Genomic DNA, 24,532 nt, shown 5'->3' with positions numbered 1-24,532 from the left:
CGAGGGAGAGCGGCACTCGAACTACCGGTGGCCGCCTCCGCCGCCCCAGTGGTTGATGACGCCCGCTCCGGGATAGAGGTACCACTCGTCATCGCCGAACGGGAACTCGTCATCGCTCGCGATGACCGACGGCGACGCGGCCGGCACCGAGGTCGGTCCGCTGATTTCACCGCCCTGACAGACGGTCACCGACGGGTCGCAGATGTCGGCGTGCGCACCGGGTGCGCAGAGCACCCCCGCCGCCACGCCCGCTGCCGCGAACAGCATCGCCTTCTTCAGATCCATGGCGGTTCCTTTCGCCGTCCGCAGTCCGTATTGGACGAAGCTACCGCCAGTCGCGATGATTTGTGGGCTGCCGGCCTCGTCAGTGTTCGGTGCCCAGCGAGCAGAACGACAGGACGACGGTGGCGCCGAACGACGTCGACAGCCGGGCTTTGGTCTCGGCCTCCTTCTGTGTCTGAGCCACACCGGTGCCCCACATGAGGCTGTGGTTGAACGGGTTGGGACTCGTGGCGAGCGCGGCGCATTCGTTGTCTCCCCACACCACGATCCGGCAGTCGGTACCGCCCTTGTTGAGGCAATACCCCACCGCGTCGTACTTGGCCTGGTTCGCATCCAGCAGGCTCTGTGTGTAGCCCCACTGGCCCGTCGCCGGCGAGAACGCGATGGCGAGGTACCTGTTGACTCCGGCGTTCGCCGGGCTTGCTGCGCCGAGCGCACCGGCGATGGCTCCGGCGGCGACGAGGGCAGCGGCGGCGGCTGAGCGGCGACGGACAGATACAGCAGTCATGGCGTTCTCCTTGGCTGGTCGGCACCCTCGTGGGCGCCGTTCACTAGCTAGGAGCGATCAACCGTCAGCAAGTGGACACTTTTTTTCAGAACAGCTTTTTGCGGATCATCGGACATCCGGGATGCGTTCCGGATGCAGCATTTCGGCGTAGCGCAGCTGCTCGGGGATACCGAACCCGTCGACCAGCACCTCGGCGTACGGCCGGAGCTTGCGGCAGCGGTCGTTGATACCGGCGGTGACGGCCTTGGCCCGGTCCATGGACAGGAAGCGGTGTTCGATGTACCAGGCCTTGTCCTCTTCGATCACCGACAGCGCATACAGATCGCACAGGAGGCCGAAGATCTCACGAGCTTCCGGATCCGTGCATGCGTCGATGCCCGCGGCGAAGGACTCGAACACGATGCGATCGATGTGCGCCGACGCCGCATGCAGCACATGGTCCTGCACCGAGTTGAACGCCTCGAACGGGCTCATCTCCTTGGAGTTGGCCTGCAGGCGGCGGGCGACCGTCGACAGCAGGTAGTCGGCCCGGTCCTCGAACATCTTCGCCTGGGTACCGCGGTTGAAGAGGCTGCCCTCTTCCTCGTTGTCCTGCCGCGTGTCCAGCAGGTTCTGCAGGATGGTCTCGGTGCCAGTGCTCCGGCGCACCCGCTCACGGGCGGTGCTGGTGGCGAACTTGACCCACTCGAACGGGCTCATGCCCTTGATGTCGTCGGCATATTCGGTGAGCAGGTGCTTGGCCACCAACTGCGTCAAGACGTGGTTGTCGCCTTCGAAGGTCGTGAACACATCGGTGTCGGCCTTGAGCGCGATGAGCCGGTTCTCCGCCAGGTAACCCGCACCGCCGCACGCTTCGCGACATTCCTGGATGGCCTTGGTGGCGTGCCACGTTGCGGCCGCCTTGAGTCCCGCGGCCCGCGCCTCCAGTTCGCGTTGCACCTCACCGTCGGGCTCTTCGACATCCTGCAGATCGTGCAGGTCGGACACCAACTCGTTCTGCGCGAACTGCAGCGCGTACGACTTCGCGATCAGCGGCAGCAGCCGGCGCTGATGCACCAGGTAGTCCATGATGAGGACTTCTTCGTCGGTCTTCGGGGCCTCGAACTGCCTGCGCTGCAACGCATACCGGGTCGCGATGTCGAGTGCGACGCGCGCGGCCGCCGCGGCGCTGCCGCCGACCGTCACGCGGCCGCGGATCAACGTGCCCAGCATGGTGAAGAACCGCCGGTTCGGATTGTCGATCGGGGACGAGTAGGTCCCGTCCTCGGCGACGTCGCCGTAGCGGTTGAGCAGGTTGTCGCGCGGGATCCGCACATGGTCGAACTGGATGCGGCCGTTGTCGACGCCGGGCAGCCCGCCCTTGTAGTGACAGTCGGAGGTGCGGACACCGGGCAGGTCGTTGCCGTACTCATCCCGGATCGGGACGATGAAGCAGTGCACCCCGTGGTTCTCGCCCTTGGTGATCAGTTGCGCGAAAACCGCTGACACCTGGGCGGATTCGGCCGCGCCGCCGATATAGTCCTTGCGCGAGGTGGGGGTCGGTGAATCGATGACGAACTCACCGGTTGCCGGGTCGTACGTGGCGGTCGTCTCCAGGGCCTGCACGTCGCTGCCGTGCCCGGTCTCGGTCATCCCGAAGCAGCCGACGAGGTCCAGGTCGATGGCCTTGCGCACATAGGCCTCGTGGTGGCGTTCCGTGCCCAGGTTGTCGATGGCGCCACCGAAAAGGCCCCACTGCACGCCGGCCTTGACCATCAGCGACAGGTCGCTCATGGCCAGCATCTCGATCCGGGCGATGGTGGCGCCCGCATCGCCGTTGCCGCCGTGGCCCTTCGCGAAGGCATCCTCGGCGGCGCCGCGCGAAGCCATGTACTTCATCTGCTCGGTGACCTTGGCCCGGGCCACCGCGGTGTCCGGCGTGTAGTGCGGCTTGAACAGCTCTGCGGAAAGCTCTTGCCGAATACGGTCTTTCACCTCGCGCCAACGTCCATCCAGGGCGTAGCGGAGATGTTCGGCGGTCGTCGTCACAAGGGTCCCCTCCGTCGCACGGTCGCGTTGACGACCGATTGGTCCATCTAGCGTTCGATGCTGATGCCGTACAGATCGATACTGTGCGGCAGTGACTTCTGCGGATTCAGCGTAGCCCCGCGCAGCACCGGCGTGGCTCCGTCCACCACGTGCGCCAGGAAGGCCTGGCCGAGGAACACCGACAGGCCGGCACCCGGACAGCCCTGTGGGCCGTGACTGAAGAAGTTGTACGACCAGTCGCTCCCGGCATCCCCGCTGACCCATTCACCTGGTGAAAAACGGTCGGCGTAGGGGATCCGGTCCCGGTTCCGGTGGTTGAACACGTTGTAGATGAGGACCTGTTTGCCTTCGGGCAGCACTGCACCACTGGGAAATTCGATATCCCGGGTCGCGACGCGCCCGAACAGCCCCGTCGTCGGCCACAGCCGCATGGTGTCGAGCAGGCAACCGCCGAGGTACTTCAGCGACGCGATGCCCTGCCCCGAGTTGATGTCGGCCGAGCCCATCTCCGCACGGACCTCACGCAAGTTCTCCGAGTGGGTGGACAACACCGCGAGGGTCCGGAAAGCGTTGGCCGCCAGCGTGTCCCCCATAGCGAACAGCCAGTGGATCACCTGGCTCGCGGGGCTCGCCGTCTCCGGCGGGGTGGTCTCCGCAATGAGTGCGGCCAGACTGCCCGGCTCCGGCTCCGTCAGGTACGACTCGATGTGGGAGACGAACTCCGGATATCCGGGTGCCGGCTCGCCCGGCATGCCGTTGCCGGCCGACATCAGCTCGCTGAGCTGTGAGGTGAGCCGGGCGTCGTCGGCGGCCTTGTCGCCGAAGACGACGCTCCGGGTCAACCGCTGGAATGCGGCGTTCCACTCCGCCCACTTCAGCGCGCCGGTGCCCAGACCCGCCACCGTCCGTGCAACCTTCTCGACGAATCCCTGCGCCAACCGGTGTACCGGGTGGCCGGTGTCCAACACCGCTTCGGCGAACCGGCGCCGGTCCTCCCACGGCTGGCCGCGAGAGATCGTCAGTGCGTCCGGCTGGAACGCCGCCATGCCCTCCCGTTTGGGCTTCGGGTCGGAAGCAAACGGGTCCGGCGATCCACTCAACACAAACTCCAGGTCGTCCGGGTGATGCACCAGCAATGCCTCGTCGGCGACGACCCGGACATAAAACGGACCGGGGCCGTAACTGCGGACCATGCCTTCGACGAGCTGGTACCCCAAGTAGTCCGAACTCAAACCGGATGCGATGCGAGTGGGGAGCTCTCGCTTGTTGAACAGTCCCAGAACCACATTCGGCACCCCGATCTGAGCGGTGAACCGAACACCTTCGACGATCGATGCGTGCGGGAAATCCTCGGCCATCGTTCGTCAGCCCCAGGGCAGGTAGGCGCGGACGGAGTCGGCCAGCTGCACCACCGGGTTCTTCTTCCCCGGCACCGGTGCACCCAGCTTCGGCCACGGCGCGAACACCCGCTCGACATCGCCGATCACCGGCTCCAGCTCCGGGTAGTGCCGCAGCATCACGTCTTTCATGGTGTTGTTGTTCACCCAGTCGAAGCCGACCTGGGTGTACACCTCGGGCTTGAAGTCGTTGGTGAAGAAGCGGTCGCTCTTGAGGCGGCGGGACGCCATCAGGATGAAGATCCGGAATGCGGTGTCCGAGAAGCCGAATCCCTTCGGCGGCTGCTCGGCCTGCATACCGATCTGCAGGTCGACGGCGTCGACGTCACCGTTGTAGACCTCGTTGATCTCCCGCGCCCACTGCTTGTTCGGGGTGATGTCGTCGATGGTCTTGCGCCGCGGCATCCGCAGAGCTTCGCGGAAGTCGTTGTAGCGCGGCACACCTCGCTCCCGGTCGCGCACGATGTCGAGGGTGGCGAGGTCGGTGACCTGTCCGTCGACGCGGGTCAGGTTGCGCAGCGCGTTCGGGTAGTTGTGCAGGCACACGGCGCCGGCGCTGGCCAGACCGAACGAGTACCACATGTCGCTCATCTGGAGCTTGTCCATGAAGTCGCGCGTGTAGCTGCCCTGCAGCTGCGTGAAGTCCGCCTTGACGAGGTGTTCGCCGGACTCCAGCGAGAAGAAGTTCCAGTCATCGGGGATCAGCGGGTGCATGCGGTAGACCGAGACGAATTCCTCGGTCAGGGAGAAGGGTGCGGCGTGGTGATCGGTCGACGATCCCACGACGCCCGAGAGGGCCTCGTTGTCGCCGATGCGGCCGATCTTGTCGCGGAACGTTTCGCCAAGCGCGCCATACCAGTTCGCGTTCATGCCGATCTGCAGCGCCGGGTGACGCAGCACGCACGGCGTCCACTCGACGGTGTGGATCTTGGCGATCAGCGCCGACACCACGAGTACACCGAGTTCGAACAGGCGCTGGTCGTCGAAGCTCGGGTACGCCTTCTTCAAGGCGTCGCAGACGGCATTGTGCTCGCGCGCGAACATGGTGTGCAGCAGACCCGTGCCCACCCAGTAGTTCTCTTTCATACCGGTCAGGTCGATGCCGGGGATGTCGCTCTCGGGGAGGCGGCCGTTCGGGTCGACCTTGACCTTGCCGTCGACGAAGGTGCGAATCTCCGCCTGGCGATCCCTGCCGCTGCCGTACACCTGCGAGCCGTCCCACCAATGTGTCTCCGCATTGGCGAAAACCGGTGCGGGACAGCCGTCGGCGATCTCGCCGCGCAGTGGGATGGTGCACCGGATCTTCATCGGGTTCTCGGGGAAGTGGTCGTCGGCGCTCAGCGGGATGTCGATGGTCTTGTCCGCGTGGCCATCACCGTGGAAGAACCAGTTGTGGTTCTCGAACTGCAGCCACGCAGCGGCGAGCGCGTTGATGATGCCCGCGGGCTTGAAATCGTCACGGGCCATCAGCTTGCGGCTGATGACGCGAGGGTCGGGCTTGAGGAGTCGTTTTACGTCGGTGACGGTCATCGACAGCGGCACGTTGCGACCGAAGCCGGTGCCCTTGGCGCCCATGTGCGGATCCTGGAGATCGTTCCAGGTGCCATCAGGCTGACGGGCGCGGCGTACCTCATCGGTGGGCTGGCCGAGGTCGTCGGACGGCCGCATGCCGTACGCCTCGTACAGGTTGTGCTCACGCAGCTCGTCACGGGTCTTCGACAGTGCGTTCAACTGCAGGAGGAGAGAGGGATATTCGTGCCACTGAGACGGAATCATGTTGTCGCCGTTTCTTTTCGAAGTTTGTCGGTGGTCGTCGGATGATCTGGGGTCCGTCAGCGAGGCGTGCGCAGCGCGAAATATCCAATCTTGCTGAACCGGTCGGAGCCGGTGTTGAACAGAATCTTGCCGAGGTAGACGCCGGGTACCAGCTCCACCAGTTCGTCGCGGATGCTGCGGATCACCAACCGCGGATTGGATTCCACGTTGGCGTAATCGATGACCATCACCTGGCGGTCGGGATCGTCCTTGCCGGCTTCGACATACGTGGCGAAATCGAAGGCGAGTTTGCCCGATTCGGCGTCACGCATCGAGTACAGCGGCCACAGCAATTTGCCGACAAGTCCGGTGCTGCGCGTCAGCCGGTTGTCCCCGGTACCGGCATCCGCGTCGAAGCGTTTGCCCTGCCAGGGCATCCACAAGGCGGTGACGGCCCGGGTCACGGTATCCAGGGCGGGGTTGGTCGTCGTCATGACCAGGATGCCCTCGGTCGGACCGTCCAGATCGACGGGTGGCGCACCCAGTCGGAAAAGATCATTGAGCTGCGCTTCAGCCGAGTCGGCGTCGTTGTCGGCCAACGTGGAGAGCTCGACAATCCAGCTCCACGCCGAGTCGACCGCCCCCGACTGGCCTTCTGCTGCGGATTTTCGCAACCACGCCAACCTGTCTTCCGCAGCAGAATCCGCGGCGGTTTCTTGTTCGCTCATCCGCACCATTCCCGTTGAATTTCGAGTACCCGCGGAGCATGATAGTGATCTACGCCACTCTTCGTGGGCATTTCAAGACGATCGTCCAAACTTTGCTGCCGACGACGGAAGTGCCTGATCAGAGGATTAGACTTACAATTTCCCGTCAGTTCACTGACACCTCATCTGCCACTGGAGCCCTGTGGATACCCCTTCGAGCCGCGTAGCAGGCCGACTGTCGGGCCCGCGCGGGCAAAAGTTCGCTGCACGCCGCCAAGCGCTCGCCGCCCAGGCCACCAGCGGGCTTGCTGCGCTGGGCTTCGCGCGGGCCAGCATGCGCGAGCTCGCCCAGCATTGCGAGATATCGCTCGGCGTTCTGCACTACTACTTCGACGACAAAGACGACCTCGTCATGTGCTGCGTGCGGCAATACAAGGACCACTTCATCGACCGCTACAACTCCATCGTCATCGACGGCAGCTCCGGGCCGGAGCTCAAGACCCGCATCAGCAACGCGCTGAGCAATTCACTGCGCGAGTCGGCCGTGATGCACCGGCTCTGGTACGACCTCCGCACCCAGGCACTCTTCGACGACCGCTTCGCCGTGAGCATCAACGAGATCGACGACAGCCTTGCCGCGCTCACCTGGAAAGCCGTCATCGCCTACGCCGAGCTCACCGAGTCCGCCGTCATCGTCACGCCCGCCATCGTCTATGCGACGGCCGACGGCCTCTTCCACCGCGCACTGCGTGACCTGATCACCGGAGACATCGAAGCGCCGCAGCGACTGGCACACCAAATCGAGTCGGCGCTGGACGATTTCGTCGGATCGCCGCCTAGCACCTGAACCTCGAACGTCAACGGGCATCCACCCATGAGGGAATGCCGCCTCCTACCTTGGTCGGACATCAAGATCAGCCCTCGGCTCGATGTCTACCGCCGGGCGGATTCGTAGCGTCGACAACATGACACACGCACATGTTCCGACCCCCGCAGAGATGATGCGGGATTGGCTGCGCCACAGCGCTCAGCAGTTCGCCGACGCGGCCGCCGCCGCCGGCAGCTGGATTCACGGCCGGGCCCATTGGCCCGAGCATCGCGCCGACCACTATCCGCCGCGCCGCGAAGAATCGTTCGAGGAGGCGGCCATGGCACGCGAAATGTACCGGCTCTGAATATCTTTCGCTGTTACCCTGCGCCGCGATCGCCGCGTTTGGCGAACTCGGCCGGCGAGCACCCGACCACTCGCGTGAACGCCGCGCTGAAGGCGCTCGCCGAGCTGTAGCCCGCCTTGCCGGCCACCGCCGAGAGCGCGGGCCGCTCGCCCAGCAGCAGTTCCTTCGCTCGCGCGACCCGCCATTCGGTGAGGTACTGCATCGGCGGGATGCCGACGGTGCGGGCGAACCGCTCGGCGAAGACGGCCCGTGACATTCCTGCGGTGCGCGCCAGTTTCTCGACCGTCCACGGCCCGGCCAGGTCGGCATGCAATGCCCGGAGAACTCCCGACAAAGCTGGATCAGCGAGTCCCCCAAGCAATCCCTGCTCAGCCGACGCATGCTCGGTCTCGAACCGCCATGCCTCGATGAGCAGCACCTCGACCAGGCGCTCGAGGATGAGGTCGCGACATCGGTTGTACTCGCCCGCTTCCTCGGCGATCAGTTCGACGATGCGACCGAGCCGGGACGCACCCGGTTCACCCCGTCGAATCAGAATCGCCGACGGCAACAGCCGGGCAACGAGTTCGGCGTTCGCCCGATCGAACTGGAAGTACCCACCCAGCATCCGCATCGTCGGAGCGCTGTCGCCGTATGCGGCGTCACCTTCGACATCGATCGGCGCGTCCGTCGGCGGCAGAGTCGGATCGCTCGCCAACACGAAGCTCGGCGTCTCTGGTAGGAGCAGAAAGTCACCGTCGCGCAGTTCGATCGCGTCGCCCTCCTCCGGGAGGAACCAGCACGTGCCCTCTAGCATCACGCAGAAGGACGGATCGGTGTACCGCGGTTTGCGGACGCTCCACTGACCGCCACCGGCCACGATCTTGGACCGCACCGCCCGCGACTGCAACAGCGCGACGATGAAATCGAGCGGGTCCGTTGCCATTTCGACACGGTACCCGCGACCGAGCGAGTACGTGTCTATTCGCTCTGCACGGCGACGAGGGCCAGCGCATCCGGACCCGCCGCGAACCGCAACCGGCCCGATGTGTCCGTCGCGGCCTCGTAGACGACCTCGGCCACGTCGGAAGCAGTCGTGAACACGTCGACGTTCCCGAACCCGGCCATCACCGGAGCCGCGAAGTCCAGGTATTCCTGCGGCAGCAGGCCGTCCATCCGGGAGGAGCCGTTGGCGGCGAAGTTGGTCCCCGGCCCGTAACCCGGCTCGACGAGTTTGGCAGCCACACCGAAGAATTCGAGCTCCAGAGCCAGCGAGCCGGTGAACCCCTCGATCGCCGTCTTGCTGGCGGTGTACACGGCAGCCAGCGGCATGGGCGCCAGGGTTGCGCTGGACGTCACGTTCACGATGGTGCCCGAACGTCGTTCACGAAACTGCGGGACCACCGCCTGCGTCATCGCCATAACCCCAAAGGTGTTGGTCTCGAACACCTCCCGGGTCGTCTCCATCGGCGTCGCCTCGAACGCACCCACGACCCCGACGCCGGCGTTGTTCACCAGCACGTCGATCGGACCGGCCGCCCCGACAGCCGCGGCGATACTCTGCGGATCTGTCACGTCGAGCGCCAACACCCGGATGCGATCCGAGTCCGGGAACAGTTCTGGACGCGGCGTCCGCATGGTGGCGATGACGTTCCAGCCTTGCGAGTGGAAGTAGCGGGCAGTCTCGAGTCCGTAGCCCGAGGAACAACCGGTGATCAGTGCTGTCTTCATACGTCAAAACCTAGGCAGGTCAGGCTGGACGATCAATGTGCTTTCGTCTGAGATCCATGCGTGATCGTCTGGACATCCGCCCGAGCGGCGGGCAATACCGACCAAATCAGCGCGACGTTAACCCTTCACCAGCGATTCCACGCCTCCTACCTTCGACGTCGTGGCACGAGTCCGCGTGCCTGACTCCCGTCGACGTGAGGAGCGTGATGACCACCCGCGAGGCCCCGGTGGCCGCTGTCGCCCCGGTGGCCCCCGGTACCGAACCTGCAGCGGTGCAGGCGGTTTCCTGGCGTAGCCGCGTCCATGCCCGGCGCTGGGAAATCATCCGCTGGCTGTCACCGCTGGCGGTGCTGATCCTCTGGCAGGCCGGCAGTGCGTGGGGCCTCATCGATCCCGAGGTCCTGCCGGCGCCCCAGATCATCGCCGAGGCCGGCATCGAGCTGATCGGCAACGGTCAGCTCGCCGAAGCACTGCGCATTTCCGGCTTACGCGCCGCCGAGGGCCTCTTCCTCGGCGGAGTCATCGGGGCCGCCCTCGGCGCACTCGTGGGGTTCTCCAAGTGGGCCGACGCCACCGTCGATCCGACAATGCAGATGATCCGGGCGCTCCCCCACCTCGGCTTGATCCCGCTGTTCATCGTCTGGTTCGGCATCGGCGAGCTGCCCAAGGTGCTCATGGTCGCGTTGGGTGCGGCATTCCCGCTCTACCTCAATACCTCGTCGGCAATCCGCCAGGTCGACCCCAAGCTCTTCGAAACTGCTGCCGTACTCGGCTTTTCGCCGCTGCAACGGCTGCGGACCGTCGTCGTCCCCAGCGCCGCGCCCCAGGTGCTCGTGGGGTTGCGGCAATCGCTGGCCATCTCGTGGCTCACGCTCATCGTGGCGGAACAGATCAACGCCGACTCGGGCGTCGGCTACCTCATCAACAACGCGCGCGACTTCCTCCGTATCGACGTCATCATCTTCGGTCTCGTCGTCTACGCGCTGCTTGGCATCATCACCGACGCGCTGGTGCGGATTCTGGAGCGCCGCGCCTTGCGCTATCGAGTCTGAAAGGCACCCTGTGACAGCACTTTACGAAGTACCTGTTGAGCCGCCCGCGGTGTCCGGACCACCCGCGGCGGAGTTGCGCTCGGTGTCCAAGTGGTACGGCGCCAACCGGGTGCTCGACGATGTCAGCCTTCGGGTGAAGCGCGGCGAGATCGTCGCGCTCGTCGGGCGCAGCGGTTCGGGAAAATCGACGATACTGCGGGTGCTCTCGGGCCTCGCCGGTGATTTCCAGGGCGAGCGCGAGGTACAGGGCGCGCCGGCCGTCGCGTTTCAGGAGCCCCGGCTGTTCCCGTGGCGATCCGTTCGTGACAACGTCCGTTATGGCCTGACCCGCGCCAGATTGTCCCGCGCCGATGCGCTCTCCCGAGCCGATCAGGCCCTGGCCGAGGTGGGCCTGGCCGACAAGGCGCAGTCCTGGCCGCTGACCCTGTCAGGTGGTCAGGCACAACGGGTCTCCCTGGCCCGCGCGCTGGTGGCGGAGCCGCAACTGCTGCTGCTCGACGAGCCGTTCGGGGCGCTCGACGCCCTGACCCGGCTCTCGATGCACCGTCTTCTGCTGAACCTCTGGCGCCAGCACAACTTCGGGGTGCTCCTGGTCACGCACGACGTGGACGAGGCCATCGCGCTGGCCGACACCATCATCGTGCTCGAGAACGGACGGGTGGCGCACACCCTGCCGATCGCGAATCCCCGCCAACCACACGGTCAGCGCGACCGACACACCGACGATTACCGCACCGAGCTGCTGACGCGGCTCGGTGTCTGACAGGAGAAGACTGTGACGCATTCACGGATGGCGCGGCTGGTATCCGTTCTGGCCGCTGGGGCACTGCTCACCGCCTGCGTGTCCAGCCGCGACACCAAGAACGAAGTGGCTGTGCCCCAAACAGTTCCGGCAGCGGACCTGTCCGGCCTTACGCTGCAGGTGGGCGATCAGAAGGGCGGCACCGAGTCCTTGCTCCGCGCAGCCGGGGAGCTCGACAACGTGCCCTACAAGGTGCAGTTCTCGACATTCACCTCCGGTCCGCCCCAGGTCGAAGCGGCCACTGCAGGCAAGATCGACTTTGCCGTCACGGGGAACACACCGCCGATCTTCGGCGCCGCGGCAGGCGCGAAAATCCGGGTCATCGCGGCCTATTCGAACAGCGCTGCCGGTGACCAGATCCTCACCCCCGCCCAGTCCGCGGTACATTCCGTGGCCGACCTCCGCGGAAAGAAGGTCGTCGTCGGCAAGGGGAGCTCGGCACACGGTCACCTCCTTCTGCAGCTGCAGAAAGCCGGCCTGACGGTCAAGGACATTCAGCTGGTGTTCCTGCAGCCGGCCGACGCCTTCACCGCCCTGAGTCAGGGGCAGGCAGATGCCTGGGCCATCTGGGATCCGTACACGGCACTGGCCCAGAACCAGCTCAAGGTGCGCACCGTGGCCACCGCCGAAAGCGTCACCAACGGCTACGGCTTCGGCATCGCCTCGGTGGCGGCCCTGCAGGACGCGAAACGCAACAGCGCGCTGGCCGACTTCGTGCAGCGCGTGGCCCGGGCCTCCCTCTGGGCCAAGGACCACCCGGACGAGTGGTACCAGAAGTACGCTGCCGCAATCGGAATCGATCCGCAGGTGGCCCGCGTCGCGCAGTCACGGAGCCTGCGGCTCGCGATCCCCATCAACGATGCGGTGCTCGCCTCCGAGCAGCAGCTCGCCGACGCGTTCGCACAGTCCGGACAGATCGACCACAAACCCACCTTCTCGCAATTCGTCGACAACCGGTTCGGCGATCAGCTGTCGCAGTTCTGGACCACCGCAAAATAGGAGGATCGTCTTGTCCGCCAAGTTCTTCTGGTTTCTGCCGACCAACGGTGACAGTCGCTCGATCGTCGGCGCGTCGCACGCGTCATCGCACCACACGGTTCCGGCGGGTTACCGCAAGCCCAGCCTGCGCTATCTCAGTGAAGTGGCCCGTGCGGCCGACCATCTCGGATTCGAGGGGGTCCTGACGCCGACCGGAACCTGGTGTGAGGACGCCTGGTTGACGTCAGCAGCCCTGCTCGAGCAGACCGAACGACTCAAGTTCCTCGTCGCTTTTCGGCCCGGCCTGGTGCCGCCCACCCTGGCCGCGCAGCAGGCGGCGACCTTCCAGCGATTCTCCGAAGGACGGCTGTTGCTCAACATCGTCAGTGGCGGTGACGATGTCGAACAGCGCCGGTTCGGTGACTGGCTCAGCCACGACCAGCGCTACGAACGCACCGGTGAATTCCTCGAGATCGTTCGCGACGTCTGGCGCGGCGGACCTGTGGACTACCGCGGCAGGCATTATTCGGTCACCGACGCGCGCGTTTCTGAACCTCCGAACCCGTTGCCGCAGCTGTATTTCGGTGGCTCGTCGCCGGCGGCTCTACCCATCGCGGCGGAGCACGTCGACGTCTATCTGACCTGGGGTGAACCACCGGCTGCGGCGGCAGCCAAGATCGCACAGGTACGTGAACTGGCCAAGGCCCGTGGCCGCACCCTGCGGTTCGGCATCCGGCTGCACACCATCACCCGCGACACCTCCGAGGCCGCCTGGGCAGTCGCCAATTCCCTACTGGCGGAACTGACACCGGAACAGATCGCCAAAGCCACAGCGCTGCACGCCAATTCCGAATCCGAGGGACAGCGGCGGATGACGGCGCTGCACGGCGGACGCCTCGACCACCTCGAGGTCTATCCGAACCTCTGGGCGGGCGTCGGTCTGGTGCGCGGCGGCGCCGGGACCGCGTTGGTCGGCAGCCATGAGGAGGTGGCTTCACTGATCTCTGAGTACCACAACCTTGGATTCGACGAGTTCATCCTCTCCGGCTACCCGCACCTGGAAGAGGCCTACTGGTTCGCCGAAGGCGTGCTGCCGCTGCTGCGCAAGCGCGGCGCCCTGGCCGCCTAGTCCAGGTGTGCGCTGGGATCGTCGAGATCACTGTGCTGCAACGCCATCGGGGTGATCGCCGGTAGATCGCCGCCGGCGACCACCATCCGGGCGATCGGGGTCAGCGCCCGGAACAGCGTCTCGACCTCGGCGTCGTTCAGCACGTCGAGCGTCGGCAGTGCAGCCGCGTCGGTGCGGTGCTCGATGTCCTGCTTGAGTTCGCGTCCCGCGTCGGTCAACGACCCTTCGGGCGTCATCAAGCCTCGTGCCGCCAGCCGCGCGGAGACGGCGTCCCACTCGGCGTCGTCGTAGTCGCGCGTGGATACGACCTTGTCCCGGGTGGTGCGGCCCGCCGCGACGTGCAGCACGTTGGATTCCCGGCCGGTGATGCCGGCGGCCACGAGTGCCGCGACGTGGGCGTCGCCCCGCTGTTCGCGCAACAGGGTCGACGCATGCCAGAGTGCGGCCACCGGCTCGTCAGGCCACGGCACCGCGGACAGGGCGGCGAACAGCGGCCGGCCGTCGACGGCGGCACCCCGTGCGACCCGCCGGAGCAGATCGGCGGCGGTGCGCAGGTTGTCGTCGGCCGTGAGGCCGTACCGGCGTAATGCAGCGACGGCGCCCGTTTCCCGGGCCGCGAGCGCCTGCTGGGGCGTCGCGACGTCCCACGCGCCGGCCAGCGACTTCGCGACGCGATGGGCGGCGAAGTTGTAGAAGATCGCCTCGACGACCCGCGGGGGTACCGGGCCGAGTGGCGCCGACCTGGTGGCGAAGTAGCCGCTCCAGAAGCTCCGGTAGCCGAGGTCGACGGCGGCGGCGCGCGCCTCGGGCGCGAAATAGGTGATCGCGTGCACAGGTTCGTATCGCTCGAACAAACGGCGGGCCAAAGTGGGTGTGCGGGCCATGCTGCCAGTCAAACACGGGCCCGCGAACAGCCTCCACAGTCCCCGGAATTGCGTGGTTTTGGGCACATTTACCACCGCTCGGCGCAGGTAGACGGCGCATCGCCGTGTGTTGCCGCCCCCTCGCCGCGTAGTGTGCTTTGGTCGGCCTCAGCGAACACGTCGATAGAAAAGTTGGGCACAGTCATGACGACAGCAGCAGAAGCGTCGCCGCTCGAAGCGCGGATCGGCCACCACTACCAGATGGACGGTACCTACCTGGTCGGCCGCGAGAAGCTGCGCGAGTACGCCCGCGCGGTGCAGGACTACCACCCCGCGCACTGGGACGTCGCCGCCGCCAATGAGCTCGGCTACGCCGATGTCATCGCGCCGATCACGTTCACCTCGACCCCCGGCATGAAGTGCAACCGGCGGATGTTCGAGTCGATCGTCGTCGGCTACGACACCTACCTGCAGACCGAAGAGGTCTTCGAGCAGCACCGCCCGATCGTGGCGGGCGACGAACTGGTCATCGACGTCGAGTTGACGTCCGTGCGCCGGACCGCGGGCCGCGACTTCATCACCGTGACCAACACCTTCACCGACACCAAGGGCGAGCGGGTCCACACCCTGCACACCACCGTCGTCGGCGTGACGGCCGAGGACATCGACGGCGACGTCAAGACGGCCGTGCAGAAGGCGATGATGCACGACATGAACATCTTGGACATCGGCTCGGAGGAGTACCGCAAGACGGTGCGCCCCGAGGGCGAGGTCCGGATCGCCACCGACGCAGCCCGCACGCCGGGGACACCGTCGTTCGATGACGTCTCCGTCGGGGACGAACTGCCCGCGAGTCATCTGCGGCTGTCGCTCGGCGACCTCGTGAACTACGCCGGCGTGGCCGGCGACGCCAACCCGATTCACTGGGACAAGGAGCTGGCACAGCTGGCCGGGCTGCCCGACGTCATCGCGCACGGCATGCTCACCATGGGCCTGGGTGCCGGATACGCCTCCTCCTGGTCCGGCGACCCCGGCGCCGTGAGCCGCTACACCGTGCGGCTGTCGGCGCCGGCGGTGGTGCCGGCCACCGAGGGCTGCGACATCGAGTTCAGCGGCAAGGTCAAATCGCTGGATCCCGAGACCCGCACCGGCGTCGTCATCGTCGGCGCGAAGTCGGGTGGCAAGAAGATCTTCGGCCTCGCCACCATGGACGTCCGCTTCCGCTGATCCCGCTACTGCGGAAACAACACCGCGGGATTACCGGACATCGCCGACCACCGGCTGATCCGGTTGACGATCCGCCAGCCTTCGGGCCGGCGGGCCCAGGTGTCGGTGTACTCACCGTTGGTATCGAAAGTGTCGGCTGCGAGTGGGCCGAGGCCCTGATGCCGCGCCTGTACGTACGCCCGGGTCACGGCCGTGTCGTCGTCGCGTACGTCGACCTGGATGGAGCCGATGAGATGCTGTGTGCCACCGCACTTTTCGAGATAACGGCGGAACGTCTCCACCAATGCGGGCAGCCCTGACTGCGGCCCTTGGTCGCCATAGTCGAACGTGACGTCGTCGGCGAAGACCTCCGACGCGTCCGACCACCGCTTGCCGTCGACCACCCGCGCGAAAGTGCCCAGGCCCGCTCGCAGCTCCTCGGCGTCCACCAGCCTCTGCACGGCGCTGCGCACTGCGGCGTCTGACATTCCGCCCTCCGTTCTGTCGGCGTTCCGCATCTTATGGCCGGTCGCGAGCCGTAGGCACTCGCGTTTCCCGCCCCGCGGGCAGCGTCCTAGGTCGGCTTGCCGACGGCCAGCGCGTCGAACCACAACCGCATGTTGGCGACCATCAGCGCGGCCCCCCGCTCGGCGTCGATCGTGCCCAGCGCCTGCGCCATGGCGATGCCGGCGCCGGTTGCCACCGCCACTTCGATGGCGTCGTCCATCAGCGGGTGATCGGCCGGAACCCCGTCCGGCACCGCATCTTCGAGCAGCACCCGCGTCGACTCCTTGAACCGCTCCAGTGCCTCACGGGCCTTGGCGAGCTGCTCGGGATTGTGGAAGGTGCTGGTCACGTATTCAGCGGTCAGCACGACGAGGTTGGGCTCCGCGCCGATGCGGGCCCACCAGCTCGCCAGGGCCGCCAGTCTGTCGTCGGTGGAGACGCCGGCCGCCACGAGCGGTCCGAGCAGTTGGTTGAGTTCGGCCATGTAGCGGTTGCGGATCACCTCGAGGCACAGCGCTTCTTTGCCCTCGAAATTGCTGTAGACCGCGCCGATGGTCCGTCCCGCCTCCGCCGCGATCGCTGCCAGGGAGGTGGCGTGGTAGCCGTTGGCATAGAACAGGTGCTCCGCGGCGTCCAGCAGTTCCTGCCGCGTCTGGGCCTGGCTCTCCGCGCGGGTCAGCACTTTCCGAGCCGCCACCACGTCCTCCACATCCTCCACGCAACGAGTCTCGATACTATCGCTATCCAGATAACAGGCCAGCTTAAGGGCCTTTTTGCTGCCGATCGCGACCAGTCGAATAACCATGCCATCCGAATGTGGTAACTATTTAGGATGGACAAGGCCGCTACCCCGGGTACCGACAACCCGCTGCTCGACGAGATCGGAGAACCGCGGGCAGTACTCGAGAAGCTCACCCCCGAGGAATCCGCCCAGCTGCTCAGCCTGCTCCGGAAGGCGAAGGTGGCCCATCAGCGCAGCCTCAACGACTCGCTCGACGACGGGCTCAAAGTCCTGCCCCGGCTGATCCGTCCCGCCGCCCGCAAGATCCTGTTCGGAAGGTGACGCACCGATGGCCGACATCCTGACGCGCGCCCAACTGTCGCTGCTGGCCGCGCTACTACAGACCGACACCGCAAGCCTGGCCAGTCTCGAACGGCTCGGTGCAGACGACCTCAAATCCCTCCGCGGCGCGATGTCAGACGCACTGTTCGACGAACAGGCCGAGGCCTTCGCCCGCGTGGGCAGGCTTGCGCCGCTGGTTCCAAATGCCTTGGTAGTGACCGTCGCTCAGCGCGCAGTACCGCCGGAAGTCGCGGGGCGCGTCGGCGGCGCCGTGGGACTGGCGCACGGAGACCGCGCCATCGGCGTGCTGTCCGGGCTAAAACCGGCCTACCTCGCGGATGCGGCGCCGTACGTGGACCCGCGCGTCATCCCGCACTTCGCCCCGCGACTGCCCGCCAAGTTGCTGATCCCGGCCGCGAAGGAACTGCTGCGGCGCCGCGATTACCTGACCGCGTCACGGTTCGTCGAGTTCGCCACCGACGAGCTCATCGTGGCGTTCGAGCGGGCCATCGACGACGACGAGGGCATCATCCTGACCGGCGTCCTGGTGTCGGACACCCACGTCATGAACGACATCATGCGGGCCGCCGGACCGGACCGGTCGGTGCGGATGGCCCGGGCCGCGGCCGCGGGCGAGCCGGAGGTACTGGCAGCACTGCTGTCCCTGCTGAACCGCATCGACCCCGAGCTCGCGCGACCCGCGGTCACCGAACTGCTCGGCCATCCCGACGTCGACGTCGTGGTGCACGTACTCGAGGTCGCCAGGACCGAAGGCGTTGTCACCGAAGTGGTCGAGATCTCCGCCGCGCTGGACGGCGAGGCCCGCGCACGCCTGGCGAGCCTCGACGCCTGGCAACGCCTCACCCGCGAAACCGAGTCCTGGCCGCACGAGACATCTGCTTGAGCGGGCCGGGTACGTTGATGGCGTCGTTGCACCGATTAGCTGGGAGGCAGCGTGGCACGCCGACTGCCTGAAGGGCGTCTCGCGCGGGGCGGCAAGTTGGGCGCCCTGGCCGCGAAGCAAGCCGTGCGCGGCGGCCGAACCCGGCTGTCGATGGTGGGCCGGTCGGAACGCGCCAGAGAGCTGTTGGCCGAGCGTGCCACCATTCAGATGGCCGAGAATCTCGTCACCGTGCTGGGCTCCATGAAGGGCGCGGCGATGAAGCTCGGCCAGATGCTGTCGGTGATCGAACTGGATCTGGTGCCCGAATCGCACCGGGAGCAGTTCCGCGAGAAGCTCGCCGCACTGCGGGACCAGGCGCCACAAGCGCCCTTCGGCGCCATGCGCGAGGTCATGGAAACCGACCTGGGTCCGATGTCGGGCGTCTTCGCCGACTTCGACGAATCCCCCACTGCCGCAGCATCAATCGGCCAGGTGTACCGCGCCCGATTGCGTGACGGCCGCGACGTCGCCGTCAAGGTTCAGTACCCCGGCGTGGATCGGGCGATCCAGGCCGACATGCGCAATCTCGCACTGCTGATGAAGCTTTGGCGGTTGTGGCCATCCGCGAACACCGCCATGCTCGACGAGATCACCCGGAACTTCGAAAGCGAACTGGACTACCTGCGCGAAGCCGACACCCAGCACATGGTGGCCGAGCAGTACCGGGGACACCCGTTCATCGTCGTCCCCGACAGCGTGGTCGAGTTCTGCACACCGCGGGTTCTGTTGACCGAATACCTCGATGCCGCGGGCTTCGATCACATGCGGACGCTGCCGGCCGCCGACCGCAACCACATCGGAGAGCTGATCTACCGTTTCTACATCGGGTCACTGTTCACCAACCACGAATTCTGCGGTGATCCGCACCCGGGCAACATCATGCTGGCCGCCGACGGCCGCCTGGGCTTCGTCGACTTCGGGCTGTACAACCGTATGGACCCGGCCAACGTGGCGTTCGAGCTGGACTGCTTCCACGCCGCGATCGACGGTCGCGCCGACGACCTGCACCGCCTGATGCTAGGCCGCGGCATCGTCGACGCGGAATCCGGTGTGACAGCACAGGATTGCCTGGAGTACATCTGGGCCGCGAGCGAATGGCACATGATCGACGAGGACCTCACCATCACCCCGGAACTGGCCACCGGCGCCGTCGTGTCGGCCATCGATCCGCGTCAGACCGAATTCGCCGGGATGAAGCGGCAGATGCTGCCGCCCGAGCACGTCTTCTCCCGACGCGCCGACTTCCTCACCTTCGGCACCCTGGGCCATCTCCAGAGCACGAACAACTGGTACCGGATCGGCCAGGAATGGTTCTTCGACCGCCCGGCGGAAACCGAGATCGGCCGCGAGATCGCGCGCTGGCGAGCGAGCCGTTAGCCGGCGGCGACCACGCTGTCCGCGGCCATCACCTCGGCCGCCGCGCGTTCCCCGGAACGCACCGCACCGTCGATCCACCCACACATGATCGCCGAGCTCTCCGTTCCGGCCCAATGGATCCGACCGCACGGGGTGCGTAGTGCATGGCCGAATTCGGTGAGCACGCCGGGCGGTGCATGGCTGATCATGCCGCCGCCGGAGTAGCGCTCGACGGTCCAGTTCTGCTCGTGGTAACTGACGGGCGATGCGGCTTTCGGCCCGAACCGGTCCACCAGTTCGTCGATGACGACGGCCCTGCGTTCCGCCGGATCGAGCAGCCCGAGCTTGCGCGCGGCCGGACCTTCGGTGATGACGCACATGATGCCGGGAGTGCCGGTGTCGGTGCAGGCGTCGATGGTCAGCGTGGCCGGACTGCCCGGCGCGGCGGACTGACCGCACAAACCGTCCGCACGCCAGAACGCCGTCTCGTAGACGATGGAGATCTTGTAGACCGCGCCGCTCGGCATGCGTCGGTGCAAGAACGTCCGGTCGACGGGAAGCGCTGGCTCGTAGTCGATTTGGGTGGCGACGGCCAGAGGTACGGCGACGATCGCGTGCCGAGCGCGTACCGTCATCCCGCCGGAGTGCACGGTGACGCCGTCGTCGTCCTGCACGATGCGATCCACGGGACGCGAAAGACGCAGCGCGTCACCGAGTTCGGCGGCCATCGGTCCATAGATGGCGCCCATGCCGCCGCGCACCCGGGCGTCCTGGGCGCCGCCGGAGTTGGAGATGACGAACACCGGTCCGCCGCCTGAGCCCATCTGGTGCAACGCCCACAATAATGACGTCTCCGAGGCGGCCGAGGTGTAGATCCCGGCCATCGCCATGTCGAGCATCTCGCGCGCCTGGTGCGAGCGGATGTTTCGATGCAGCCACTCCCCCAAGGTGATTCGGTCCCACTCCGCGGCCTTCTTGGCCTCCCATGGAGCATCGAACGGAATCGTCTTGCACATCTGCCCGATCTCGAGGAGGCCCGCACCGAGATTCGCGATGGCCCACGGACTCATGGCCCACGGGATGGTGCCCGAGTACCGGTGCATCTTGCCGTCGACGACCATCATCGCGTCGCCGTCGACGTACTCCTTGTATTCGGTCACGCCATACTCGGCCATCAAGGCCTTGATCCGGTCCTGCCCCGGCCCGACCCAGGCACCACCGCGGTCGATCCACGTGCCATCCGGGAGGAACTCGGTGAAGGTGCGGCCCCCGACCCGGTCCCGCGCCTCCAGTAGCGCGACCGAGCGGCCCGCCTGCTTGAGCCGCAACGCCGCGGTCAGCCCCGCGAAACCTGCTCCCACGACACAAAAGTCGACATCGGCTGCCATGAGTCGCCCCTTCGTTCGGACGTTCGGCGTAGCTCAAGTTACGCCGAACAATCCGCACGCAATCGGAATTGGCGAACTAATTGACGGTGCCGCTAAACCCGCGTTGGGGCTAGATGGTCCCCGGCGTGCCGGGCGGGCTCATCGAACCGTCAATGTTGGGCACCATAGCCGGGGCTGGGATGCCGCCCCCTGCCGCGTTGTCGCCCGGGATGCCGTCGTCCGCCGGGGTGTCCCAGTCCGCCGCATTACAGTGCGGTTCCCATGGCAGGCAGGCCGGAAACGGCCCCACCGCAAGTACGGCGCTCGCCGGCCCGCCGAGACCCAGCAGCGCAGCGGCCACCACACCCGCTCCCGCCGCGAGCATGCCAAACTTTCTCGACGCCATAGCAACCCCCAGTTCCCATCGCCAGATGCATCTGAAGCTACGCCGGCAAAGCGCACCCGGACCAGGAATCGGCGAATCGCCGGTTATGCGCCCGCGAGTTGGTCGACGACGCCCAGCGCGAGGCCCCGGGCGCATAGCAGCTCGGTGTCGTCGGCGAACAGTTCCCGGCGAGCGTTACCGGCGGTGAGAAACGCGTCGATCTTGAATGCGTCGACCGCAGGGGTCGCGGATCCCGCTGCGGCCAGCTCGGTTTCGAGCAACGTCAGCCAGCCACGCTTGAGCTTGCGTACCTGGTCCGCCACCGGACCGTCGCGGCGGCCGTATTCCGCCATGGTCGCCGACATGAAGCAACCGCCGCGGAACACCCCGGCGGTCAGGTAGTCGACCCAGGCGTCGATCAATGCGCGCAGTCGCGGCGCCCCAGGAGCGGCCTCATACGCCTTGGCGATGATCGTTTCGCGGTAGATGTTGCGCGCCGTGGCCACCGCCGCGACTTGGATCGCCTCCCGATTGCCGAACACCGTGAGGATGCCGCTCTTGCTCACCCCGGTCGCGGTGGCCAGTGCGCCTACCGTGATCGAGTCGAGCCCGTGCGTCGTGGCGATCATCGCTGCCTCGTGGGCGACCTTCCGCCGCGTCGCGTCACCGCGGACGCGTCGCCCATCCGGCTGATCGTCGATTGCCACCTCCGCATTTTATACGTGCGACTGGACGTAAATCTGTGCGATCGTTAGGCTCCACAACACGTCCGATCGGACGTTTAGCTTCGTGATTGGAGTGAGTGCATGCCTTCGAATCCGCAACCCGTGCTCGAGGAGAGCATCGACATCGCTGCCGCGCCCGAGGCGGTGTGGACGATGGTCAGCGACGTGCGCCGGATGGCGGAGTGGAGCCCGCAGGTCGAATCCACCCGGCTTCGCAACGGCGCGGATCAGGTCGTTCAGGGTGTGGAATTCACCAATCTGAACAACAACGGCACCTTCCAGTGGAAGACGCACGGAACCGTCGTTCGGTTGGACAGTGGCCGCGAGATCGCGTTCCGGATCCAGGAGAACTGGGCCATCTGGTCCCTACGCGTTGAGCCCACCCCCGGCGGGACCAAACTCACCCAGCGGCGCGAGAGCCCCGACGGCAGCCCGGACGGGACGGTCAAGGTCATCGACACCCACCTCGGCGGGCAGGACGTCTTCACCGAATCGATGCGCGACGGGATGCGCCAAACCCTGCAGGCGATCAAGGCCGCAGCCGAGTAATCAGCGGCTGACGTCGTAAGAGTGGTGGACGACGTCGTGCAGGTGGTACAGCGAGATCGTTGCGATGGTGAAATCGCTTCCGTTGCTGCGTAATCCGCGGCGAGCCCAGGACTCCGGCGGCACATTGGCATAAGTGGTGGCGACGATGTTCGCCGCGTCGAACAGTTCCGTCGCGACCACGGCAGCGTCCTGCGACCCGTAGTCGTCGGCGATCGCCGTCTCGTCCTGATCCCAGTTGGGGAATCGCGGTTCGTCTTCGGTCAGCATCAGCTGGACGCGGTGATTGAAGATACGGTGCACGTCGCGGACGTGGCAGCCGTATTCGAGAACCGACCACACGCCGGGCTCCGGGCGCGTCCGGACGCCGGGCGAAGCGAGTCGGTGCACCCAGTCGGCGGCGTCGTCGCGAATCCGGGCGGCGACGTCGGTGTGTTGGAGGGACGACGCATCGAAGCCGCATTCGGGGCAGGCGCGGGACAGCACCCACGTCCAGTCCTTGGTGTCGGGTTCGATCGGTTCCGGAGTCGTCACGGGACCAGTCTCGCACTGCCCGCGGTGTTGTGATTCGAAGCGGTCCCCCGCTCCGCTCGGGATAGCCTCTACGGACTCATCCGGCGAAAGGAACGGTCGGACGACGACCACCGAATGGAAGGCAACCCGATGGCTCCGAGCACCCGTCCCGCTGAGGGACCGCGGGGCGCCGTCTCCACGACTGACGCCCCGATGCACCGCGAGCTGAAGAACCGGCACCTGCAGATGATCTCGCTCGGCTCAGCGATCGGCACCGGGCTGTTCCTGATCTCCGGCACGTCGGTGCAAACGGCCGGACCGATCGTCCTCGTCGGGTATGCGATCGCCGGCATCGTCCTCTACGGAGTGATGCGGATGCTCGGCGAGATGGCCGTGGCCCACCCGGTCGCGGGATCCTGGTCGGCGTACGCACGCGAATACCTCGGCAAACCGGCAGGATTCATCGCCGGCTGGAACTGGTGGTATGTCTGCGTCGTCGTGTGCATGGTCGAGTTGACGGCGGCGTCGGAGTTCATGGCCTTCTGGTTCCCGGACCTGCCGCGCTGGATCACCACCGCGGTGTGCCTGGTGCTCATCACCGGCGCGAACACCTTCAACGTCAAGGCGTTCGGCGAGTTCGAGTTCTACTTCACGCTGATCAAAGTGACTGCCGTCATCGCCATGATCGTGATCGGCATCGCGATCATCTTCGGCGCCGGTGACTACAACGTGCATGGGCTGGAAAACCTCTGGGTACACGGCGGTTTCGCACCGAAGGGGCTCGGCGCGTTCATGATCTCGCTGGTCGCGATCACGTTCTCCTTCGGTGGCATCGAGTCGCTGGGCACCGCCGCCGGCGAGGTCGAAGAACCTGCCCGCAACATCCCCCGCGCCATCAACCAGGTTCTCCTGCGCATCCTGGTCTTCTACGTGGGTGCCATCGGCGTCATGCTGATCATCTGGCCGTGGGACAAGGTGGGCACCGAGGGCAGCCCCTTCGTGTTGATGCTCGTCGGCCTCGGGATCGGCGGCGCGGCAACGCTGCTCAACGTCGTCGTGCTGACCGCCGCGTTGTCGGTCGCGAATGTCATGACCTACAGCAACGCGCGCGTCCTGTACGACCTCGCCGCCAGCGGCCAAGCCCCACGGTTCCTCGCCCACACCAACTCCCACGGCGTACCGGTGCGCGCGCTGCTCCTCAACTCCGGGTTCGTCGCCGTGGCAGTGCTTCTCAATGTCGTGCTCCCCGGCAAAGCGCTCGTGCTCCTGATCCCCGTCGTGGTCGGGGCCGAACTAATCACCTGGAGCATCATTGCGCTCAGCCACCTGCGCTTCCGCGCCCGTGAGGGCGCCGGGGTCTTCAAGACACCGCTGTCGCCGATCACGAACTACCTGTGCCTCGGCTACTTCGCACTGATCTACTTCCTGATGACTCAGGACCCGGCCTCCCACGCCGGCGCGATCGCGCTGCCACTGTGGTTCTGCGGACTGCTCATCGTCGGTTCCCTGCTGAACAGAGTCAGGCGCTAACGTCG

At 66.2% G+C, this 24,532-nt stretch carries 27 protein-coding genes; 12 read left to right on the top strand and 15 right to left on the bottom strand.

What is annotated here, in order from left to right; genetic code table 11:
- Positions 1 to 21: 21 nt before the first annotated feature.
- From QRN63_RS08605 to QRN63_RS08580, 6 genes are all read right to left on the bottom strand, one after another.
- Positions 22 to 285 carry a hypothetical protein gene (locus QRN63_RS08605; RefSeq protein WP_267319772.1) on the bottom strand — a complete coding sequence of 88 codons (264 nt, stop codon included), beginning with the start codon at positions 283 to 285 and terminating at the stop codon, positions 22 to 24.
- A gap of 79 nt (positions 286 to 364) precedes the next feature.
- Positions 365 to 790, bottom strand: coding sequence for a DUF4189 domain-containing protein (locus QRN63_RS08600; protein WP_267319773.1), 426 nt, complete (start codon positions 788 to 790; stop codon positions 365 to 367).
- 105 nt (positions 791 to 895) lie between these two features.
- A complete protein-coding gene (locus QRN63_RS08595; protein ID WP_285030417.1) occupies positions 896 to 2,818 on the bottom strand; it encodes an acyl-CoA dehydrogenase family protein in 1,923 nt (640 codons plus the stop codon).
- 47 nt (positions 2,819 to 2,865) lie between these two features.
- The gene (locus QRN63_RS08590) at positions 2,866 to 4,176 is read right to left on the bottom strand and encodes a cytochrome P450 (protein ID WP_285030416.1); all 1,311 of its coding nucleotides are present in this window, start codon (positions 4,174 to 4,176) and stop codon (positions 2,866 to 2,868) included.
- A 6-nt stretch (positions 4,177 to 4,182) separates the two neighbouring features.
- Complete coding sequence (locus tag QRN63_RS08585) at positions 4,183 to 5,946, bottom strand: peroxidase family protein (RefSeq protein ID WP_285030415.1); 1,764 nt, start codon at positions 5,944 to 5,946, stop codon at positions 4,183 to 4,185.
- Positions 5,947 to 6,047: 101 nt separating this feature from the next.
- Entirely contained in the window at positions 6,048 to 6,698 is a 651-nt protein-coding gene (locus QRN63_RS08580; RefSeq protein ID WP_285030414.1) for a hypothetical protein, read from the bottom strand.
- A gap of 181 nt (positions 6,699 to 6,879) precedes the next feature.
- Here QRN63_RS08580 and QRN63_RS08575 point away from each other — a divergent pair, with 181 nt between their 5' ends.
- Positions 6,880 to 7,524 (top strand): TetR/AcrR family transcriptional regulator, encoded by a 645-nt coding sequence (locus QRN63_RS08575; RefSeq protein WP_285030413.1) that lies wholly within the window; start codon positions 6,880 to 6,882, stop codon positions 7,522 to 7,524.
- A gap of 118 nt (positions 7,525 to 7,642) precedes the next feature.
- Entirely contained in the window at positions 7,643 to 7,852 is a 210-nt protein-coding gene (locus QRN63_RS08570; protein ID WP_267319779.1) for a hypothetical protein, read from the top strand.
- Between the two features lie 13 nt (positions 7,853 to 7,865).
- Here the strand turns inward: QRN63_RS08570 and QRN63_RS08565 are convergent, their stop codons facing one another.
- Positions 7,866 to 8,777: an AraC family transcriptional regulator gene (locus QRN63_RS08565; RefSeq protein ID WP_285030412.1), complete on the bottom strand. Its 912-nt coding sequence runs from the start codon at positions 8,775 to 8,777 to the stop codon at positions 7,866 to 7,868.
- 35 nt (positions 8,778 to 8,812) lie between these two features.
- Positions 8,813 to 9,562 (bottom strand): SDR family oxidoreductase, encoded by a 750-nt coding sequence (locus QRN63_RS08560; protein ID WP_267319781.1) that lies wholly within the window; start codon positions 9,560 to 9,562, stop codon positions 8,813 to 8,815.
- A 206-nt stretch (positions 9,563 to 9,768) separates the two neighbouring features.
- Here QRN63_RS08560 and QRN63_RS08555 point away from each other — a divergent pair, with 206 nt between their 5' ends.
- Genes QRN63_RS08555 through QRN63_RS08540 form a run of 4 tightly spaced genes read left to right on the top strand, consistent with a single transcriptional unit; the run spans position 9,769 to position 13,523 of the window.
- Positions 9,769 to 10,614, top strand: a complete 846-nt coding sequence (locus QRN63_RS08555) for an ABC transporter permease (protein ID WP_285030411.1) — start codon at positions 9,769 to 9,771, stop codon at positions 10,612 to 10,614.
- 10 nt (positions 10,615 to 10,624) lie between these two features.
- Positions 10,625 to 11,377: an ABC transporter ATP-binding protein gene (locus QRN63_RS08550; RefSeq protein ID WP_410506146.1), complete on the top strand. Its 753-nt coding sequence runs from the start codon at positions 10,625 to 10,627 to the stop codon at positions 11,375 to 11,377.
- Positions 11,378 to 11,404: 27 nt separating this feature from the next.
- Positions 11,405 to 12,415 (top strand): ABC transporter substrate-binding protein, encoded by a 1,011-nt coding sequence (locus QRN63_RS08545; RefSeq protein ID WP_267319833.1) that lies wholly within the window; start codon positions 11,405 to 11,407, stop codon positions 12,413 to 12,415.
- Positions 12,416 to 12,425: 10 nt separating this feature from the next.
- Positions 12,426 to 13,523, top strand: a complete 1,098-nt coding sequence (locus tag QRN63_RS08540; RefSeq protein WP_285030410.1) for an LLM class flavin-dependent oxidoreductase — start codon at positions 12,426 to 12,428, stop codon at positions 13,521 to 13,523.
- Here the strand turns inward: QRN63_RS08540 and QRN63_RS08535 are convergent.
- Positions 13,520 to 14,407 (bottom strand): SCO6745 family protein, encoded by an 888-nt coding sequence (locus QRN63_RS08535; protein WP_285030409.1) that lies wholly within the window; start codon positions 14,405 to 14,407, stop codon positions 13,520 to 13,522. The genes QRN63_RS08540 and QRN63_RS08535 overlap by 4 nt on opposite strands.
- 183 nt (positions 14,408 to 14,590) lie before the next feature.
- Between QRN63_RS08535 and QRN63_RS08530 the strand changes: the two genes are divergently transcribed.
- Complete coding sequence (locus QRN63_RS08530; protein WP_285030408.1) at positions 14,591 to 15,613, top strand: fused (3R)-hydroxyacyl-ACP dehydratase subunits HadA/HadB; 1,023 nt, start codon at positions 14,591 to 14,593, stop codon at positions 15,611 to 15,613.
- 5 nt (positions 15,614 to 15,618) lie between these two features.
- Here the strand turns inward: QRN63_RS08530 and QRN63_RS08525 are convergent, their stop codons facing one another.
- On the bottom strand, positions 15,619 to 16,080 hold the full coding sequence (locus QRN63_RS08525; protein WP_285030407.1) for a nuclear transport factor 2 family protein: 462 nt from the start codon (positions 16,078 to 16,080) through the stop codon (positions 15,619 to 15,621).
- Between the two features lie 86 nt (positions 16,081 to 16,166).
- Positions 16,167 to 16,904: a TetR/AcrR family transcriptional regulator gene (locus tag QRN63_RS08520; protein WP_285030406.1), complete on the bottom strand. Its 738-nt coding sequence runs from the start codon at positions 16,902 to 16,904 to the stop codon at positions 16,167 to 16,169.
- A 27-nt stretch (positions 16,905 to 16,931) separates the two neighbouring features.
- Here QRN63_RS08520 and QRN63_RS08515 point away from each other — a divergent pair, with 27 nt between their 5' ends.
- From QRN63_RS08515 to QRN63_RS08505, 3 genes are read left to right on the top strand one after another with little or no spacing between them, the layout of a single operon-like run.
- Entirely contained in the window at positions 16,932 to 17,162 is a 231-nt protein-coding gene (locus tag QRN63_RS08515; RefSeq protein WP_267319788.1) for a hypothetical protein, read from the top strand.
- 7 nt (positions 17,163 to 17,169) lie between these two features.
- Positions 17,170 to 18,066 (top strand): hypothetical protein, encoded by an 897-nt coding sequence (locus QRN63_RS08510; protein ID WP_285030405.1) that lies wholly within the window; start codon positions 17,170 to 17,172, stop codon positions 18,064 to 18,066.
- A 51-nt stretch (positions 18,067 to 18,117) separates the two neighbouring features.
- Positions 18,118 to 19,482, top strand: coding sequence for an ABC1 kinase family protein (locus QRN63_RS08505; RefSeq protein ID WP_285030404.1), 1,365 nt, complete (start codon positions 18,118 to 18,120; stop codon positions 19,480 to 19,482).
- Here the strand turns inward: QRN63_RS08505 and QRN63_RS08500 are convergent.
- The 3 genes from QRN63_RS08500 to QRN63_RS08490 all read right to left on the bottom strand — a co-directional run bounded on the left by QRN63_RS08500 (position 19,479) and on the right by QRN63_RS08490 (position 21,920).
- The gene (locus QRN63_RS08500; protein WP_267319791.1) at positions 19,479 to 20,849 is read right to left on the bottom strand and encodes a flavin monoamine oxidase family protein; all 1,371 of its coding nucleotides are present in this window, start codon (positions 20,847 to 20,849) and stop codon (positions 19,479 to 19,481) included. The genes QRN63_RS08505 and QRN63_RS08500 overlap by 4 nt on opposite strands.
- A 109-nt stretch (positions 20,850 to 20,958) precedes the next feature.
- Positions 20,959 to 21,213, bottom strand: coding sequence for a hypothetical protein (locus tag QRN63_RS08495; RefSeq protein WP_267319792.1), 255 nt, complete (start codon positions 21,211 to 21,213; stop codon positions 20,959 to 20,961).
- Positions 21,214 to 21,317: 104 nt separating this feature from the next.
- The gene (locus QRN63_RS08490) at positions 21,318 to 21,920 is read right to left on the bottom strand and encodes a TetR/AcrR family transcriptional regulator (RefSeq protein WP_267319793.1); all 603 of its coding nucleotides are present in this window, start codon (positions 21,918 to 21,920) and stop codon (positions 21,318 to 21,320) included.
- Positions 21,921 to 22,019: 99 nt separating this feature from the next.
- Between QRN63_RS08490 and QRN63_RS08485 the strand changes: the two genes are divergently transcribed.
- Positions 22,020 to 22,487 (top strand): SRPBCC family protein, encoded by a 468-nt coding sequence (locus tag QRN63_RS08485; RefSeq protein WP_285030403.1) that lies wholly within the window; start codon positions 22,020 to 22,022, stop codon positions 22,485 to 22,487.
- On the opposite strand, the gene QRN63_RS08480 is transcribed toward QRN63_RS08485, so the two are convergent.
- Positions 22,488 to 23,018: a DinB family protein gene (locus QRN63_RS08480; RefSeq protein ID WP_267319795.1), complete on the bottom strand. Its 531-nt coding sequence runs from the start codon at positions 23,016 to 23,018 to the stop codon at positions 22,488 to 22,490.
- Between the two features lie 129 nt (positions 23,019 to 23,147).
- Here QRN63_RS08480 and QRN63_RS08475 point away from each other — a divergent pair, with 129 nt between their 5' ends.
- Positions 23,148 to 24,527 (top strand): amino acid permease, encoded by a 1,380-nt coding sequence (locus QRN63_RS08475; protein ID WP_267319796.1) that lies wholly within the window; start codon positions 23,148 to 23,150, stop codon positions 24,525 to 24,527.
- Positions 24,528 to 24,532: the final 5 nt, after the last annotated feature.

Source organism: Mycolicibacterium sp. lyk4-40-TYG-92 (assembly GCF_030209435.1).
In the GTDB taxonomy this organism is placed as follows: Bacteria; Actinomycetota; Actinomycetes; order Mycobacteriales; family Mycobacteriaceae; genus Mycobacterium.
Note: the sequence above shows the minus strand (reverse complement) of the source record. Positions and strands in the feature narration are given on the sequence as shown.